The sequence below is a fragment of the Bacillus sp. FAU20 genome, assembly GCF_056033865.1.
The window spans coordinates 211,408-227,252 of record NZ_JBVYHY010000021.1 but is presented as its reverse complement, the minus strand read 5'-3'; the positions used below and the strand labels follow the sequence as shown (position 1 = coordinate 227,252).

Here is a 15,845-nt window from a genome sequence, read left to right as displayed (position 1 = left end):
ATTGTGTAAAATCAAATAGGGATGTAGACTTCCTTTATGACGTTTAAAATGGCATATTGCATAATGTTTGTCGAAAAATAGAGGTATTTGTTAGCTTTGTGTATAATTATTAACGTATAGAATACAAATAAAAGGAGAGTATTATGGGAGTGTATTGGGGGACAAAAAGACATTCTTGGCTTAGTTACGTCTCATTTTGGCTAAGTATTTCATTTTTTATTGTTTTTCTAATTGAAGTGTTTATATTAAAAACACTTTCGAATAGCTCGGTACAAATTGTTAAATATTTTTATTTTATACTTGTACCGGTAAATATTTTTCTTAGTTTAAAGTTACTATTTAAGAAGAATGAAAAGAAAGCGTTACCTATTTTTAGTTTCATTGTCTCATTATTATTTGCAATTTTAATAATCGTATTAGTTTTAGCAGCTATAGGGAAGTTCTTTTAAGGGGAGTGGTATAAGTCACTCTCCTTTTTTATTTGTGGTAGTCTTACTATATGTAAAAGTATGAATGCTGTGAGCTAATAAAAGCGGAGAGTAGACAATATTTGCATGGATTAAAGTCTGACGTTATTTAAACTTGTAAGAGTGTATGGAGTAATGAGGTAATATACATAATAATGAAGATAGAATTAGTTATTTTATAAGTATCTATGAAGCAAATGAATACGGTAAGAACGGTGATATATGGTACAATAGCTATGGATAGTGATAGAGATAAAGGGTATATAAAATACTCATCGTTTTTTAGTAAGAGAGGGGTTATCTTATGCTATACGAGGATTTGGAGACATTATTTCAAACAGCTCCGAAAGAAGATAGAGGCGGATGGAAATATATAATCCAAGAACAAAATGATACATATAAAATTGGTGATGAAATACTGAAAAATCAAATGAGTGTCGAATTGTATTTTAATGAATACGATGAGGTGAAAATCACTTTATATAAAGATGGAATTCCGATTACGACTATACAAAGAATTGTGATTTTAAAAGTTGAATTAGACGAAGATGAAGAAGGTATTCAATTTGTTTTAGAACGCATGCCTAGTCGAATGATTCGGTTGCAGTTAAAGCCGTATTTAGCATTAGAAATGGGACCGTACTGGGAAGTATGTGATGATTGTGAATGAACATAAAAAAGCATCCAATAACATGGATGCTTTTTTATGTTTTTTGAAGTTGTTTAAACGCAATGATTGGAAGTATAACAATACTTACCCATCCGATGATAGGATATAGAATGTGAAGTAAGTCACTGTAACCGATGTAACTAAAGCAATAACTAATTAGTAAAATGAAGAAAATAATATTGTGATTTTTCCACCCGGTAATAGATTGCATCTGTTTTGTCATCCCGAACACATTACCAACTAAAGTTGTGAAAACTTCACCGAAAATAATGAGAACGAAGAAGAAGTGAAAAGTTGCATTAAATCTTCTTATGACTTCAGCCATTGGGATGTTATATTGATAAAATTGATCGACTGATAAGATTGCTAAATGGCTGCATAATAAAATTAAAGAAAGTCCAGCACCACCTAAAATCCCACCCCAAAAAATGGCTTTTCGATCCTTTACTTCACTGGCTAATGGGACGAGAACACTTTGGGCGAGAGAAAGATTTAAGGCGACATATGTAATAGGGCTAGTAATCCATTTCATATTCCAACTCTCTGCAGGAATAGTGTTATTAATGGAAGGTGTACCGTGAAAAAAGGTTGTAATAGCAAGTCCGATAATAAAAATCATCATAATAGGTACGACAAGTGTATTTACTTCAAAAACACCTTGTAATCCGCGGCTACTTATAATGAGACAAGCGATAACTGTAATGAGAATACCGAGTTGTCTTGGTAAGCGAAGTTGCTCTTCAAATACTGCACCAGCCCCTGATAACATAACGCTCGTTACGCCGAATAAAACGAGTAATAATAATGTGTTTACAACATTCCCAAATACATCCCCAAATAAATATTTGTTAAATTCTTGCGCTGAAAATGCCCCGATTTGTGATGAAAGTAACATCATCTTTGTGCCGAGCCAAATAAAAAAAAATCCACTTACACATATGCCAATTGTCCCGTATAATCCATTCACTGTGAAAAATTCAACAATTTCTCGTCCAGTAGCAAATCCAGCTCCAACGACAGTTCCGATATAAGTAGCAGCTACTTTCTTTGCTACTTGCCATTGTTGATTGTCCATGTTATCCCTCTTTCTACTATGATGAGCTTGATGTACTATTATGCATATGTATGAGCTTGGACAATTAGACGTATGAAGTGTTTGAAAAAATACATGAATTAAATGATATTAGGGAAGTATTAAAGGTGTTAAAACTTTGTTACATATAAGCCGATTGTTCGAAAGGAAAGGGAATGTATGGTAAAATGTAATTAGGTTATTAAAAGATAAACATTACAAAATGATAAGAGGAGTGGATTGTATGAGTACGAAAACAAATGTTGTTGAAGTATTAAACAAGCAGGTAGCAAACTGGAATGTGTTATATGTTAAATTACATAATTATCACTGGTATGTGACAGGGCCACACTTCTTTACATTACATGAGAAATTTGAAGAGTTTTATAATGAGGCTGGAACGTATATTGATGAGTTAGCAGAACGTATTTTAGCTTTAGAAGGTAAACCATTAGCGACAATGAAAGAATATCTCGCAACATCTAGTGTCAGTGAAGGGACAAGCAAAGAATCTGCAGAAGAAATGGTGCAAACATTAGTGAATGATTATTCTGCACTTATTCAAGAATTAAAAGAAGGTATGGAAGTTGCGGGTGAAGCTGGCGATGAAACATCAGCTGACATGCTGTTAGCAATTCATACAACATTAGAACAACATGTATGGATGCTAAGTGCATTCTTAAAATAACGATAAAAAATATATAGAAACCCATTGAAAAATTATTTCAATGGGTTTTTTTATGATTTTTCAGTTTTCTTTTATGCTATAATATAGTAAAAAGGAGGCGATGCGATGTTTCGCTTTTTCAGAACTGGAAAAGAAGAGCGGGAAATTACGAAAGATGAGTTAGAACAAGCGATGGCTCAGTTTTTAGAAACGAATGCTAATATCGTTTATACAGTATTAGTAAATGATGATTATACAGTAAATTATGATCTGTTAAAACCGTATTTACCTGCATTTCCAACAAATGTTTTTCTTATAACGAAGGAAACGCTTGAGGTATTTGAACATACAGAAGAAAATTTAAACCTAGTGAAAGAAATTGATGTCGTACAAAAAGCAGTAGATCAATACGTAACAGAAAAAGAAATGTTCCCAATTGTTGAAGGTAGCGAAGATCGCCTCATATGCGGAATGAAACTAGGACCTTACTTAAATCGTAGCTTAAAAAGAGACTTATATATTTCAGAAAAACATTATTTAGTTTCAAGTAAACCAGATAGAAAAAAACAAAAGAGCGGGTAGACGTAATGAAAACAACAATACATATATTGTTGTCTTTTTTTGTCTGTTAAAATATTGATTTTTCAGTCTATTCTTATTTATACTAAATGCATTGGACAGGGAAGAGTAACTATTAAGCATCATTCTGAGAATAAGATATTGTTAGAGTAGGTTATACAAAGTGGTATAAAGATTCGCAAAAAAATATTATAAAAGGTTTCGGGGGAATTGGTACATGAAAAATAGTATGACTTACATTCAATTATTAAATGAAACGTTACGTTGTTATGCAAATAAAGGAAGTTTTGAAGCGTACAATTATATAATGGAAAATGCTACAGGTGTAATAGGGAATGAGGCGCAAATATATAATTTTAAGTATGCGCTCGCAAGTGCATCGGGACTTGAAAAAGAAGCATTACATTTAATGAGAGAGGCCATTATAGAAAAGGGATTCTGGTATGGAAATGAGTATTTAATTTCGGACGATGATTTAAAATCACTACATAAATTTGAAGAATTTCATACAATGGTTCAATTATGTAAAGAAAGAGAAGCATTAGCACATAAAACGGAAAGACCAGACGTGAAATATATATACAGCAAGAAAGAGGGAAATCTACTACTTACATTACATGGTGACCAAGAAAATATTCAAATAGTAGAGTCATATTGGAAATCAGTTTTGACACAAGATTACACGTTAGCTTTACCACAGTCTTCACAAATTCAGTTTTCAGATGGATTTGTTTGGGGTGATCTAGAGAGAGGGAAAGGGGAATTAAAAGAGCATTACAATAAGTTTATAGAAAATCATACAGTAGAAAATGTAATAATTGGTGGTTTTTCTGCAGGGGCAAGAGTAGCTTTATATACGATTTTACAAAAAGATATAGATGTAGATGGTTTTGTTTTTATGGCACCCTGGCTTCCTGAGATTGAAGAATGGGATGAGTTGCTAAGAGTGCTGAAGGATAAACATATAAAAGGATATATAGTATGCGGGGATCAAGATGAAGACTGTTTCGAATCCACGCAGCAATTCGTACAACTATTAAGAGAGAAGAATATAGAACATAAGTATAAAGTTGTGCCTGACTTAGATCATAATTATCCTATTAACTTTGAAGAGCTATTAAAAGAAGCTATTGAATATATAGGAAATGAAAACAATAAGTAGTAAGAAAAAGAGATGCATCATATGTGATGCATCTCTTTTTAGAATTATAAATTAAAAGCATTTGCTAGTAAGCGATAAGACTTTAATTTATGTTCGAATTGATGAGTAATCGTGACAATCATAAATTCGTCAGTATTGTATGCTTTGCTTAAGTTTATTATTTTTTCTTTTACAGAAGACGGATCACCGACAATCATACGTTGACGATTTTCTTTTATACGGAATAAATCATAAGCGCTGTATGAATAATTTTGAGCAGTTTCAATAGAAGGTGTACCAGTAGTTCGTTTTCCTTGCTCTAATAATAAGATTGATAAATCTAAACTAGAAGCAATTTTTTCCGCTTCTTCATTTGTTTCTCCGCATATAACAAAGATGGCAACGATTGAATTAGGCTTATCTCCTAAAAATGAAGGCTGATATTGTTCTTGGTAAGCCCTCATAACTTCAGGGCCTCCGAAGCCGTTAATAAATTGTGCAAATGCGAAAGAAGCTCCGTTGTTTGCAGCAATTTTAGCGCTCTCTCCGCTAGAACCGAGCATCCACATTTCAGGAGATGTTGGGATAACTGGAGTGGCTCTTAAGTTTGCATAGTGATGGTTTTCTGGTACTTGATCATGTAAGTACATTGCAACGTCTGCAATTTGTTCTGGATATTGATCAAGTGAGACCATTTTCCCTTCTTGAAGTGCGCGAGTTGCTATTGGCATACCACCAGGGGCTCTACCAACACCGAGATCGATACGATTTGGATACAGTGCTTCTAGAACACGGAAATTCTCAGCAACTTTATATGGGCTATAATGCGGTAACATAACACCACCTGAACCGACTCTAATACGGTCCGTTTTTGCGGCAATATGAGAAATAAGTATTTCTGGACTTGAACCAGCTAAGCTTACGGAATTATGATGTTCGGATACCCAAAAACGTGTGAATCCGAGTTTTTCAACTTCTTGTGCAAGCGTAACTGTATGTGAAAAAGCTTGGGCTGCTGTGCTACCATCTGAAATAGGTGATTGGTCTAATACACTTAACTTGATCATAGAATATACCTCTCAATCTTAATGTACATCCTATTATATATTTACTTATGAAAAATGCGTAGTGAAATGCTCAAAATGAAAAGCGGATAATCTTATTTCCGCTTTTAACGAGAAAATCCGCGTTCATAATGATTCATTTCGACTAGATTTAAAATATATTCATAGTTGTCAATTTCACGTTTTAGTTGTTCACGTTCTTTTTCAGATAGTGTCATATTGCTAAGTTTTTTACATAAGTTTTGTTTCTTTAATTCTAAATGTTTTTTTGTAGCATCGTAGTCATAAGTATGTTTCATTTTTAACCACTCCTTCTTTGTAGTTGCTATATTATACGAAGTATAAAGAAAAGTGAGATCTGTCTCTTATGTACTTTTAGTGAATATTCAAATTGCAATGGTGTTATGTTTATGGGGATTTATGAATAAAATGCACTAAACCACTAACGTCCATTTGATGAAGTAAGGGGTGGAATTGTGCAGAAAGATATAATGTATAACACTGAAATGGATGAAGCGTTAAAAGTTATAGATAAAGGATTGAAGAAGACGATAAGCCCAAAACAGATTATTGTAGTGGGAGCTGGTATGGCTGGGTTAGTTTCAGCATCTTTATTAAAGGCTGCAGGACATGATGTGAAAATTTTTGAAGCAAATAACCGGGTAGGTGGCCGTATAGAAACGGTTAGAATGGAAGATACCGGATTATATTTAGATGTTGGAGCAATGAGAATTCCGTATACGCATACATTAACGATGGCATATATAAGAAAATTTGGGCTACAGGTGAGACCTTTTATTAATAGGAATGAGACGGATGTTATATACGTAAATGGACGGAAAACGACGTTAAAACAATATGAAAAAGATCCAAGTATTCTAAGATATCCTGTGGAAATGAATGAAGTTGGAAAAACGTCAGAGGAATTATTATTGTTAGCGGTACAGCCCATTATAAATTTTATAAAAAAGAACCCAGAAAAAAATTGGGACGTTGTAGTAAAGGATTTTGGAAGATACTCTACTGGACAATTTTTAAAGTATCATCCTTATCAGTATAATACTTACTTTTCGCCAGTAACAATTGAGATGATCGGTGTTCTATTAGATTTAGAAGGTTTTTTAGAGCGGTCGTTTGTAGAGACTTTACGATTTTTATACATTATGCAAGAGGAGAGCGGATTTTGTGAAATTATGGGCGGGAATGATAGATTACCAAAGTCGTTTTTACCGCAATTAGAAGAAAATATTATATATAATCAAAAATTAATGAAGTTACATCAACACGATAATGGTGTGACAGCTTTCTATCGGAACGAGGAAACTTTTGAATATAGTAGTATTACAGGAGATTTAGTTATTGTTACTATCCCGTTTTCGACAATGCGTTTTGTAGAAGTAGATCCGTTTGATTCTATATCTCATGAAAAATGGAAAGCAATTCGTGAATTACATTACATGCCTGCGACGAAAATAGGAATTCAATTTAAAAGCAGATTTTGGGAAGAACAAGGGCAATTAGGTGGCAGAATTATAACAGATTTGCCAATCCGTTATGCCTATTATCCAAGTCATGGGATTGGAGAAAAAGGACCTGCTATGATGTTAGGTAGCTATACATGGTCTTACGATGCATTGTTATGGGATGGTTTATCAAAAGGCGATCGTATTTATTACACCTTACACAATTTAGCAACGATATTAGGTGGTCAAGTCTATGATGAGTTCATATCTGGAATTTCAAAAAGCTGGACATTGGATCCGTATGCGCTTGGAGGATTTGCACTTTTTCAAGCAGGTCAAGAAACTGAGCTGCAACCAGCGATTGTCAAACCAGAGGGGAGAATATTCTTCGCTGGAGATCATACAACGCTATATCACGGATGGATTCAAGGTGCGATTGAATCTGGAATTCGTGTAGCGGTGGAAGTGAATGAGTAAAAGGTTTTCAATTCAGAAAATTCTTTACTATATAACTTGAGATGGATATTATTATATATAAAAGAAATATAGGGAGTGTTTACAGTGAATCCGTTATTATTCGATTTTCCTTCTGAATTTTATACTGACAGGCTTTTTATTCGAATGCCGAAACCAGGAGATGGTAAAGTTGTATATGATGCAATTCAGGCTTCAATACAAGAACTAAAACCTTGGATGGTGTTTGCACAAAAAGAGCAAACAGAGCAAGAAGTAGAAGAAAGTATTAGAAAATCACATATTCAATTTTTGCAACGTGAAGATTTAAGATTACTAGTATTTTCGAAAGAAACAGGTGAATTTATTGCTTCAGCCGGATTACATCGTATTAATTGGGATATACCTCAATTTGAAATCGGATATTGGATTGATACAAGGTTTAGCGGAAAAGGCTATATGGTAGAGGCTGCGAAAGGTATAACGGATTACGCTTTTTCTGAATTGAAAGCAAACCGTGTAGAAATTCGTTGTGATTCTTTCAATAAGAAGAGTAGAGCGATACCTGAGAAATTAGGCTTTAAGTTAGAAGGTACGTTAGAAAGTGCGAGCGTTGCGGTAGATGGAAACGGATTAAGGGATATGTGTGTATTTGCTATGACTAGAAATACATATGAAAAAGAAGAGCTGTAAGAAAACAGCTCTTCTTTTTATGCATTATGGTACAGGATGTCCATTAGAGCTTTCGAAAATTGTAAACCATTGTTGACGGTCTAAGTTAACTTTTGTAGCAAGAGCGGCAGTTTTTACGCGATCTAATTTACCAGAGCCAACGATAGGCATCATATTAGCTGGATGAGCAAGTAACCAAGCATACATAACTGTATCGATACTAGAAACACCTAACTCAGTAGCAACTTTTTGCACAGTTTCACGTACACGTACGGCGCGTTCTGATTGACCAGTAAAAATCTCCCCACCAGCAAGAGGTGACCAAATCATTGGATTGATTCGTTTTTCTTGGCATAAATCAATTGTCCCTTTTTCAAAATGCTCAAGCTGCAATGCAGAAACTTCAATCTGGTTCGTAATAAGCGGGAAATCTAAGTACGAACTTAACATATTAAATTGTGAAGGTAAGAAGTTAGATACACCGAAGTGACGAACTTTCCCTTCTTGTTTTAATTGTGAAAATGCTTTTGCCACTTCATTTGGATCCATAAAAGGATCGGGACGATGAATAAGTAATACGTCAATATAATCTGTATGTAAATTTTTAAGTGATGCTTCTACACTTTGCATAATATGCTCTGCACTAGTATTGTAGTGAGCAACATATCGCTCTGGAAATTTCGGTGATGGGGGAGCGATTCCACACTTTGTAATAATTTGCATGTTTTCTCGTAAGGAAGGCTTTAATTGTAAAGCTTCGCCAAATAACCCTTCACACGTATATGCGCCGTAAATATCAGCGTGATCAAAAGTAGTAATTCCCATATCCATACAATCTTCAATGAAAGAAAGTAATTCTTGTTTCGTCATATTCCATTCTGCTAAACGCCAAAATCCTTGAATAATACGAGAAAATTCTAGCGTTTCAGCCATTTGAACTCGATCCATTATAAGTACCCCCTTGATGAATAATAATGTTTTGAAAAGGCTTTCTTACTACATGTTATTATATAGTTAATTAGGTGTAGAGACAATAAATATGTTTTGCTACAAAAACGATTTTCTCTATATGCTATAATGTAGAAACATATAGCTATAAGGAGATGTACGAAATGATTCCAGTAACAATATTAACTGGTTTTCTTGGATCTGGGAAAACGACATTATTAAATCGTATTTTATCAGAAAATCACGGTAAGAAATTAGCGGTGATTGTAAATGAAATAGGGCAAATTGGCATTGATAATCAGTTGATTATGAATGTGGAAGAAGAAATTATGGAAATGACAAATGGCTGTTTATGCTGTACTGTACGTGAAGATTTACTCGTTGCTTTAAAACAGTTACTGGACGTAAAAGCAGAAGGGAAAATGGATTTTGATGGTTTAGTAATTGAAACGACTGGCCTTGCAAATCCAGGCCCAATTATTCAAACATTCTTTTTAGATCCAGTCATTCAATCTGCTTACCAAATTAACGGTGTTGTAACGGTAGTAGATAGTTATCATATACATAAACATTTTGAAAAAGGATTAGAAGCAAAAGAGCAAATTGCGTTTGCTGATGTCGTTTTAGTAAATAAATTAGATTTAATTGAAGAGAATGAGAAAGAAAATCTCTTGCATGAAATTCAAGGAATTAACCCGACTGCAAAGTTAATTGAGGCGACTAACTGTGAGGTAGATATACCATCTTTATTACAAATCCAAACGTTTAAAACGAAAGATACGTTGCAAATTTACCCTCATAAAGAACATAACCACTTAGAAGGTGTGAAATCATTTGTATTACGTGAAGAACGTCCGCTGGATTTACAAAAGCTTAATGAGTGGATGTCAGCTGTCGTTCAAGAGCTAGGGGAATATTTATATCGTTACAAAGGAATTTTATCGATAGATGGAGTAGATAAACGTATCGTTTTCCAAGGTGTACATACGTTATTTGCTGCTTCGTACGATAGAGAGTGGCAAGAGGGCGAAGAGCGAGTAAGTGAAGTAGTTTTTATCGGAAGAGATATTAATAAAGAGTGGTTCCAAGAACATTTCGAGGAGTGTGTGAAATAAGTCTGCGTAAATTGCAGGCTTATTTTTTATGAGCATTCTATTAGATTGCAAAACAGAATTAAATAAGGGAGAGAAACTAAAAATTGATAAATGTATAATAAAAAGCCTGTTTTCACAGGCTTGTATTTTCGTCTATTAGTAACTCCATTACAACACCTACAACTGGACCTTCATCATCAATATCCCCATTTAAGCGGAAACCAAATGATTCATACAGTCCCATTGCAAGTTTGTTGTCTGGATGTAAACTTAAGTAAATTATTTTGCATTCAAATTTTTCTTGTAAGAATTGAATGAGTAAGCGAAGGAAACGTTTTGCGTATCCTTTTCCTTGATATTGTTGGTCAATCATAAAGCGATCGAGCCATACACTTTTATGTTTTACTGAATACCATCCATACATTGCGTATCCTACAAGTGTTTCTCCATCATATAAACCTACTGACGTTCCGTTTCCTTCATATAATGATTCTGCTAAAGAAAACGCGTTACTTTCAATAAATTGTTGCTGATCTTTTGCGACGTCTAAAGCAACTACTGAACGCCAATTTTTTGCTGTTACTTCACAAATGTGAAGATTCATAATTCCAACTCACCTTCTAAATTAATATAGCTTTAAAGCTAATATGGATAATTTTACTTGTTATTTTGGTCAAGTCAAGGATAAATACATAAAAAGGCAGCTGAATAACAAATTCAGCTGCCTAGAAAATATAATGGATTAGTTTGTTGCTTCTTTCAATGTATTTACGTTTTCTTCCATTAAAGTGAAGTAATCTTTATTATTTTTTGCATCATCTTCAGAAATAGTAGCTAAGTGATTTAAGCGTAAAACTTTTGTACCAGTTTCTTTTTGAATTACGGATGCTACTTTTGGAGTAGAGAATGTTTCGAATAAAATATATTTTAGATTATGTTCTTTTACTGTTTTTGTAATGTCAGCAAGCTGCTTTTGAGATGGTTCATCAGAAGCTGAAATTCCAGCGATAGGAATTTGTTTTAGGCCGTATCGTTGTTCCCAGTAACCATAGGCAGCATGAGAAACTAAAATTTCTTTCGTTTTTGCGTTCGCTACAGCTGCCTTAAATCCATCGTCTAAATCAGTAAATTTAGTTTGAAGTGCTGCAAAGTTTTTTTCGAATTCTTGTTTATGTTCAGGTTGTAATTCTACAAGTGCATTTTTAATTTTTTCTGCCTGTTTCATTGCTAGAGTAGGATCTAACCAAACATGCGGGTCTTTATCGTGATGATGTTCATCTTCTTTATGGCCATCTCCATGATCATGATGCTCTTCTTCAGTAGAAGCACGAAGCTCAATACCTTTAGATGCATTTACAATTTTAACATTTTCTTTTTGTAATGTTTTTTCCATTTTTTCAGCAAATGGTTCTAATTCAGCGCCGTTATAAACAAATAAATCGGCTTTTGCAACTTGTACTGTTTGTTTTTGACTTGGTTCAAATGTATGTGAATCTGCACCAGGTGGGTAAATCGCTTCAACATTTACATAGTCGCCACCGATTTTCTTTGCGAAATCAGCAAGTGGGAAAATCGTTGTATAAACTGTTAGCTTTCCATCTTTCTTGGCATTACTTTCTTTTTTATTTGAGCAGCCAGCGAAAATTAAGGTAAAAATAAGTAAGAATGAAAATATAGTCAATCTTTTAGGCATGAAGTTCTCCTCTTTTCTTTTTTACGGATATATTTTCCCCAATTATAGAAGAAAAATATCATTTTAATACAAAACGGAATAATTACGTTTTAGTTTGCGAACTTAGTATAATACATCTTTAATAAAGTTGCAATAAATAATAATCATTCCGATTTGTTTTTGTTATAAAGTTGTCAAATATAGGTGTATTATTTTTGCAAATGCATGCATATGTGACAACGCTGTTTTCATATATTGAAAAGGAGGTAAAGAGGGGGATGAGCGCTTGGGTTACTTAATGGAAGCTATTTTATTAATATTAGCGGTAGTATTGCCATTATCTTTCGTATTAATTTTTTTAAGAAAATTAATAAGTAATTTAGGGGACGCTACAACAATAACGAAATTACAAGAGAGAGATGAGAAAAAAGAGTGAGTAAAGCACTATGCGTACGCATAGTGTTTTACTTGTGGTAAAATAAGAGCAGGAAACTCCTAAAGGTTGTATTTTACTAAAGGAGAGAAAAGTAAAATAAGAGGTATATGCATATATGAATAAGCGAACAGCGTTAATACTTGGTGCAAGTGGTTTAGTTGGACAAGAGATAACGCGTCTATTACTTGGATCAGATTACTACGATTCGGTTACTATTTTTGTAAGAGAGCCAATGCAATTGCAACATGAGAAGTTACAGCAGAAACAAGTTGATTTTTCGGTATTAGAGGAATATAAAGAGTTCTTTGCTGTGGATGATGTTTTTAGTTGCTTAGGAACAACAATAAAAAAAGCAAAAACAAAAGCAAATTTTAAAAAAGTAGATTATGAATATACGTTACGAGCTGCGTGTTTAGCTGAAAAACAAGGGGTACAAAATTTCCTTGTCGTGTCTTCTATGGGAGCGAATCCTAAATCATTCTTCTTTTATTCACAAGTGAAAGGAAAAATGGAAGAAGAATTGCAAAAGTTAGTGATTGGTGGTATTCACATTTTTAGACCATCATTATTAGTAGGAAATCGACAAGAATTTCGTTTCGGCGAACGAATGGCTGAAAAGTTATCTCGTATTATTCCGTTTATCTTTAAAGGAGCTTTCAAAAAATATAAACCAATTTCAGCTAAAGATGTGGCGAAAGGGATGTATATAACCGCGCTACGAGAAGAATCGGGTATCCATACTTATAATTCAAATGAAATTACAACGATAGAATAAATAAAACCGAGAAGAATGACTTCTCGGTTTTATTTATTCGTATGAATTTTTCCTGGTGCTCGCTTATATTGGTGAGGTTCTTGCAATTCAAAGCCAAGTTCATTGGCCGCTATTCTCGGAAAATACGGATTGCGAAGTAATTCACGTCCGATGAAAATTAAATCTGCTTCGTTATTATTTAAAATTTGCTCTGCTTGTACTCCGGTCGTAATCAATCCAACTGCACCAGTTGCAATGTTAGCATGCTCTTTAATATGTTTGGCATATTGTACTTGATAACCGGGATACACATCAATATGTGCTGGTACAACTGCGCCAGAACTACAATCGATTAAATCTATTCCCTGTTCTTTCATCCACTTTGTATACTGAACGTAATCTTGAACCGTTAGCCCGTCAGGATGATAATCATTTGCTGAAATACGAACGAATATTGGTCCGTCCCAAACTTCATTTATCGAGTCAATGATTTCGCGTAAAAAACGATAGCGGTTTTCAGGTGAACCACCATATTCATCAGTCCGCTTATTGGAAAGCGGAGAAAGAAATTCATTAATAAGATAACCATGAGCACCGTGTATTTCAATAACATCAAATCCAGCTTGTTTTGATCGTACTGCAGCTTGCTGAAAAGCTAATACGGTATCTTTAATTTGGTGTTTGCTCATTTCTATTGGCATTTTCATTGTTTCATTAAATGGAATGGCTGAAGGAGCTAACGCATCTGTTTCTAGTTCTGCTTTTCTTCCGGCGTGAGCGAGTTGAATGGCAGCTTTTGCACCATTATCATGTATAAAAGTAGTCGTTTTATGTAAGCCTTCAATTAAACTGTTATCCCAAATGCCTAAGTCTTTATTTGAAATTCGACCTTCAGGTAACACGGCTGTTGCTTCAATCATAACTAAACCAACTTGACCGGCAGCTCTTGTTCCATAATGAATGAGATGGAAATTCGTTACTTGGCCATCCCCGTTTTCCGATGAATACATGCACATAGGTGACATAACAATCCGGTTTTTTAATGTAACGTCCTTAATTGTATAAGGTGAAAAAAGTTCGGAATTCATCCAATAGCCTCCTAGATTGAATTTTCTTACATTGTATCATTCTCTTTTTTGTTTCTCTAATAAAACGCTTATACGAAAAATTTTGTATATTCGTGTTACAATGACTAATATGAACTGAATTGGAGGATGGCATATGTACCAGGCTTATTATGAAAGCGAAGTAGGTTTGCTTGAAATTACAGCGAATCAAGAAGGAATTACGTCTGTTATATTTGTTGATGAACGACAAGAAGAAAATAAAAATGAAATGATAGAACAATGTATAAATGAGTTAGATGAATATTTTAAAGGGAAAAGAAAAGAGTTTACGGTCCCGCTGTCTGCGGAGGGAACAGCATTTCAAAAAAATGTATGGGATGCACTTTATACTATTCCGTACGGCGTAAGTGCTTCATATTTAGATATTGCAGAGAAAGTTGGAAATACAAAAGCTGTACGGGCAATAGGAGGGGCAAATAGTCGGAATCCAATTTCAATAATTGTTCCATGTCACCGTGTAATAGGGAAGAGTGGAAAGCTTGTTGGATATGCTGGTGGTTTATGGAGGAAAGAGTGGTTATTAAAACACGAAGGTATTTTGAAATGACGTATGGATGGGAAGAGGGATTGTTTTGAAATGTATAAATTGTGGGCAACCTTGCGAGGAGGAACAGTTAAATTGTGCAAGTTGTCAGCGAAACTTGGATAATGAACAAGAGGAAGGTAGCTCGTTAATAGATAAAGAACTAGAAGTATATGTAGGGAGACAATATCCGTATTACAAAAGGAAATGGGAGCTTGAGAATAAGCGGATTGCTAGGTGGAGCTGGAATGGTTGGGCTGCTATTTTCAATATAGGCTGGCTAGGATATCGTAAGTATTATGTACCAGCTGCTTTATTTATGTTGTTATTAGTAGCGTGTGATGCATTTTCGTATTATATGGGGTTTAATGTAGCGTTGCCAATCATTAATATGGTGCCTCTTACGTTTTTATTACTCATTTTTATTCTGTTTGGAATGGGGATTTTTGCAAATGGATTATACTATCAATTTGCGGAAAGACGTATATACCGAATAAAAGCAAGAGAAATAAAAGATAAATCAGTTGAAAACTATCTAATCAATGATAGCGGCGGAACGAGCAAAATGGGAGCGACAATTGTTACTATTTTAGCAGTTGCTAGCATATTTTTTAGTCATTTCTTTTTTCCGACTGATCGAGACGTTATTCAAAAGGTTCGTACAAGCTCGCTTTATGAATATCCTTTCTTTTCAATAGGTGAATCTTTCGAAAATTATTTTCAAAATTCAGGTTGGATATATTATCGTGGAACGGAAGGGTTAGAATTAGTAGAATTCCAAGGATATAACACCGGAACGCCAAGACAAAAGGTGAAGATTCAATTTGTTGTCGATTATAAATTAGGTGAAGTGGAACCATACTCACTTATGGTTAATGGTGAATCTAAAACTGAAGAAGAGTTTTTGAAGCTGATGGAAGAAATATTTAAAGTTCAAAATCCATTTGATATAGAGGATGGATTACAAGTAAATGCTATTCAAGAAAGCGGCTGGAAAGAAATTTCTGATCGCTTTTTTCTATGTTTGTTAAAATAAATATTTA

Annotated in this window: 19 protein-coding genes; 12 read left to right on the top strand and 7 right to left on the bottom strand. The window is 34.2% G+C overall.

The features are described 5' to 3' along the window. The first annotated feature begins 143 nt into the window (after window positions 1–143). Both AC0OM3_RS14945 and AC0OM3_RS14940 read left to right on the top strand, forming a co-directional pair. On the top strand, window positions 144–449 hold the full coding sequence (locus AC0OM3_RS14945) for a hypothetical protein (protein ID WP_000539571.1): 306 nt from the start codon (window positions 144–146) through the stop codon (window positions 447–449). Window positions 450–771: 322 nt separating this feature from the next. Next, complete coding sequence (locus AC0OM3_RS14940) at window positions 772–1,137, top strand: DUF3979 family protein (protein WP_474212254.1); 366 nt, start codon at window positions 772–774, stop codon at window positions 1,135–1,137. A 34-nt stretch (window positions 1,138–1,171) separates the two neighbouring features. Here the strand turns inward: AC0OM3_RS14940 and AC0OM3_RS14935 are convergent, their stop codons facing one another. Continuing rightward, window positions 1,172–2,212, bottom strand: coding sequence for a YkvI family membrane protein (locus tag AC0OM3_RS14935; RefSeq protein WP_000370207.1), 1,041 nt, complete (start codon window positions 2,210–2,212; stop codon window positions 1,172–1,174). Between the two features lie 241 nt (window positions 2,213–2,453). Between AC0OM3_RS14935 and AC0OM3_RS14930 the strand changes: the two genes are divergently transcribed. The 3 genes from AC0OM3_RS14930 (at window position 2,454) to AC0OM3_RS14920 (ending at window position 4,617) form a co-directional block, all read left to right on the top strand. Next, on the top strand, window positions 2,454–2,897 hold the full coding sequence (locus AC0OM3_RS14930; RefSeq protein WP_000105199.1) for a Dps family protein: 444 nt from the start codon (window positions 2,454–2,456) through the stop codon (window positions 2,895–2,897). Window positions 2,898–3,002: 105 nt separating this feature from the next. Further along, complete coding sequence (locus AC0OM3_RS14925) at window positions 3,003–3,458, top strand: DUF3939 domain-containing protein (protein WP_000488208.1); 456 nt, start codon at window positions 3,003–3,005, stop codon at window positions 3,456–3,458. Between the two features lie 214 nt (window positions 3,459–3,672). Beyond that, window positions 3,673–4,617 (top strand): alpha/beta hydrolase, encoded by a 945-nt coding sequence (locus AC0OM3_RS14920; RefSeq protein WP_000798310.1) that lies wholly within the window; start codon window positions 3,673–3,675, stop codon window positions 4,615–4,617. 44 nt (window positions 4,618–4,661) lie between these two features. Here the strand turns inward: AC0OM3_RS14920 and AC0OM3_RS14915 are convergent, their stop codons facing one another. Together AC0OM3_RS14915 and AC0OM3_RS14910 are read right to left on the bottom strand one after the other, a co-directional pair. After that, entirely contained in the window at window positions 4,662–5,663 is a 1,002-nt protein-coding gene (locus AC0OM3_RS14915; RefSeq protein ID WP_000594046.1) for an LLM class flavin-dependent oxidoreductase, read from the bottom strand. Window positions 5,664–5,767: 104 nt separating this feature from the next. Continuing rightward, window positions 5,768–5,959 (bottom strand): DUF3896 family protein, encoded by a 192-nt coding sequence (locus AC0OM3_RS14910; RefSeq protein WP_000683359.1) that lies wholly within the window; start codon window positions 5,957–5,959, stop codon window positions 5,768–5,770. A 177-nt stretch (window positions 5,960–6,136) separates the two neighbouring features. On the opposite strand from AC0OM3_RS14910, the gene AC0OM3_RS14905 reads away from it, so the two are divergent. Both AC0OM3_RS14905 and AC0OM3_RS14900 read left to right on the top strand, forming a co-directional pair. After that, the gene (locus AC0OM3_RS14905) at window positions 6,137–7,600 is read left to right on the top strand and encodes a flavin monoamine oxidase family protein (RefSeq protein WP_001168124.1); all 1,464 of its coding nucleotides are present in this window, start codon (window positions 6,137–6,139) and stop codon (window positions 7,598–7,600) included. An 84-nt stretch (window positions 7,601–7,684) separates the two neighbouring features. Next, the gene (locus AC0OM3_RS14900) at window positions 7,685–8,269 is read left to right on the top strand and encodes a GNAT family N-acetyltransferase (protein ID WP_001068749.1); all 585 of its coding nucleotides are present in this window, start codon (window positions 7,685–7,687) and stop codon (window positions 8,267–8,269) included. Window positions 8,270–8,293: 24 nt separating this feature from the next. Here AC0OM3_RS14900 and AC0OM3_RS14895 read toward each other — a convergent pair whose 3' ends face one another. Continuing rightward, window positions 8,294–9,196, bottom strand: coding sequence for an aldo/keto reductase (locus AC0OM3_RS14895; RefSeq protein WP_000376358.1), 903 nt, complete (start codon window positions 9,194–9,196; stop codon window positions 8,294–8,296). Between the two features lie 164 nt (window positions 9,197–9,360). On the opposite strand from AC0OM3_RS14895, the gene AC0OM3_RS14890 reads away from it, so the two are divergent. Further along, a complete protein-coding gene (locus tag AC0OM3_RS14890; RefSeq protein WP_000613422.1) occupies window positions 9,361–10,311 on the top strand; it encodes a CobW family GTP-binding protein in 951 nt (316 codons plus the stop codon). Between the two features lie 112 nt (window positions 10,312–10,423). Here the strand turns inward: AC0OM3_RS14890 and AC0OM3_RS14885 are convergent, their stop codons facing one another. Both AC0OM3_RS14885 and AC0OM3_RS14880 read right to left on the bottom strand, forming a co-directional pair. Beyond that, complete coding sequence (locus tag AC0OM3_RS14885; protein WP_001048677.1) at window positions 10,424–10,894, bottom strand: GNAT family N-acetyltransferase; 471 nt, start codon at window positions 10,892–10,894, stop codon at window positions 10,424–10,426. A 138-nt stretch (window positions 10,895–11,032) separates the two neighbouring features. Continuing rightward, a complete protein-coding gene (locus AC0OM3_RS14880; RefSeq protein ID WP_001126151.1) occupies window positions 11,033–11,983 on the bottom strand; it encodes a metal ABC transporter substrate-binding protein in 951 nt (316 codons plus the stop codon). Window positions 11,984–12,248: 265 nt separating this feature from the next. On the opposite strand from AC0OM3_RS14880, the gene AC0OM3_RS14875 reads away from it, so the two are divergent. Both AC0OM3_RS14875 and AC0OM3_RS14870 read left to right on the top strand, forming a co-directional pair. Beyond that, entirely contained in the window at window positions 12,249–12,398 is a 150-nt protein-coding gene (locus AC0OM3_RS14875; protein WP_000540931.1) for a hypothetical protein, read from the top strand. Window positions 12,399–12,513: 115 nt separating this feature from the next. Next, the gene (locus AC0OM3_RS14870) at window positions 12,514–13,173 is read left to right on the top strand and encodes an oxidoreductase (protein ID WP_001042740.1); all 660 of its coding nucleotides are present in this window, start codon (window positions 12,514–12,516) and stop codon (window positions 13,171–13,173) included. A gap of 29 nt (window positions 13,174–13,202) precedes the next feature. Here the strand turns inward: AC0OM3_RS14870 and namA are convergent, their stop codons facing one another. Further along, entirely contained in the window at window positions 13,203–14,240 is a 1,038-nt protein-coding gene (gene namA / locus AC0OM3_RS14865) for an NADPH dehydrogenase NamA (protein ID WP_001083646.1), read from the bottom strand. A 133-nt stretch (window positions 14,241–14,373) separates the two neighbouring features. On the opposite strand from namA, the gene AC0OM3_RS14860 reads away from it, so the two are divergent. After that, entirely contained in the window at window positions 14,374–14,826 is a 453-nt protein-coding gene (locus AC0OM3_RS14860; protein WP_000283913.1) for a methylated-DNA--[protein]-cysteine S-methyltransferase, read from the top strand. A 7-nt stretch (window positions 14,827–14,833) separates the two neighbouring features. Next, window positions 14,834–15,838, top strand: coding sequence for a DUF2628 domain-containing protein (locus tag AC0OM3_RS14855; protein WP_003300930.1), 1,005 nt, complete (start codon window positions 14,834–14,836; stop codon window positions 15,836–15,838). Window positions 15,839–15,845 lie beyond the last annotated feature (7 nt).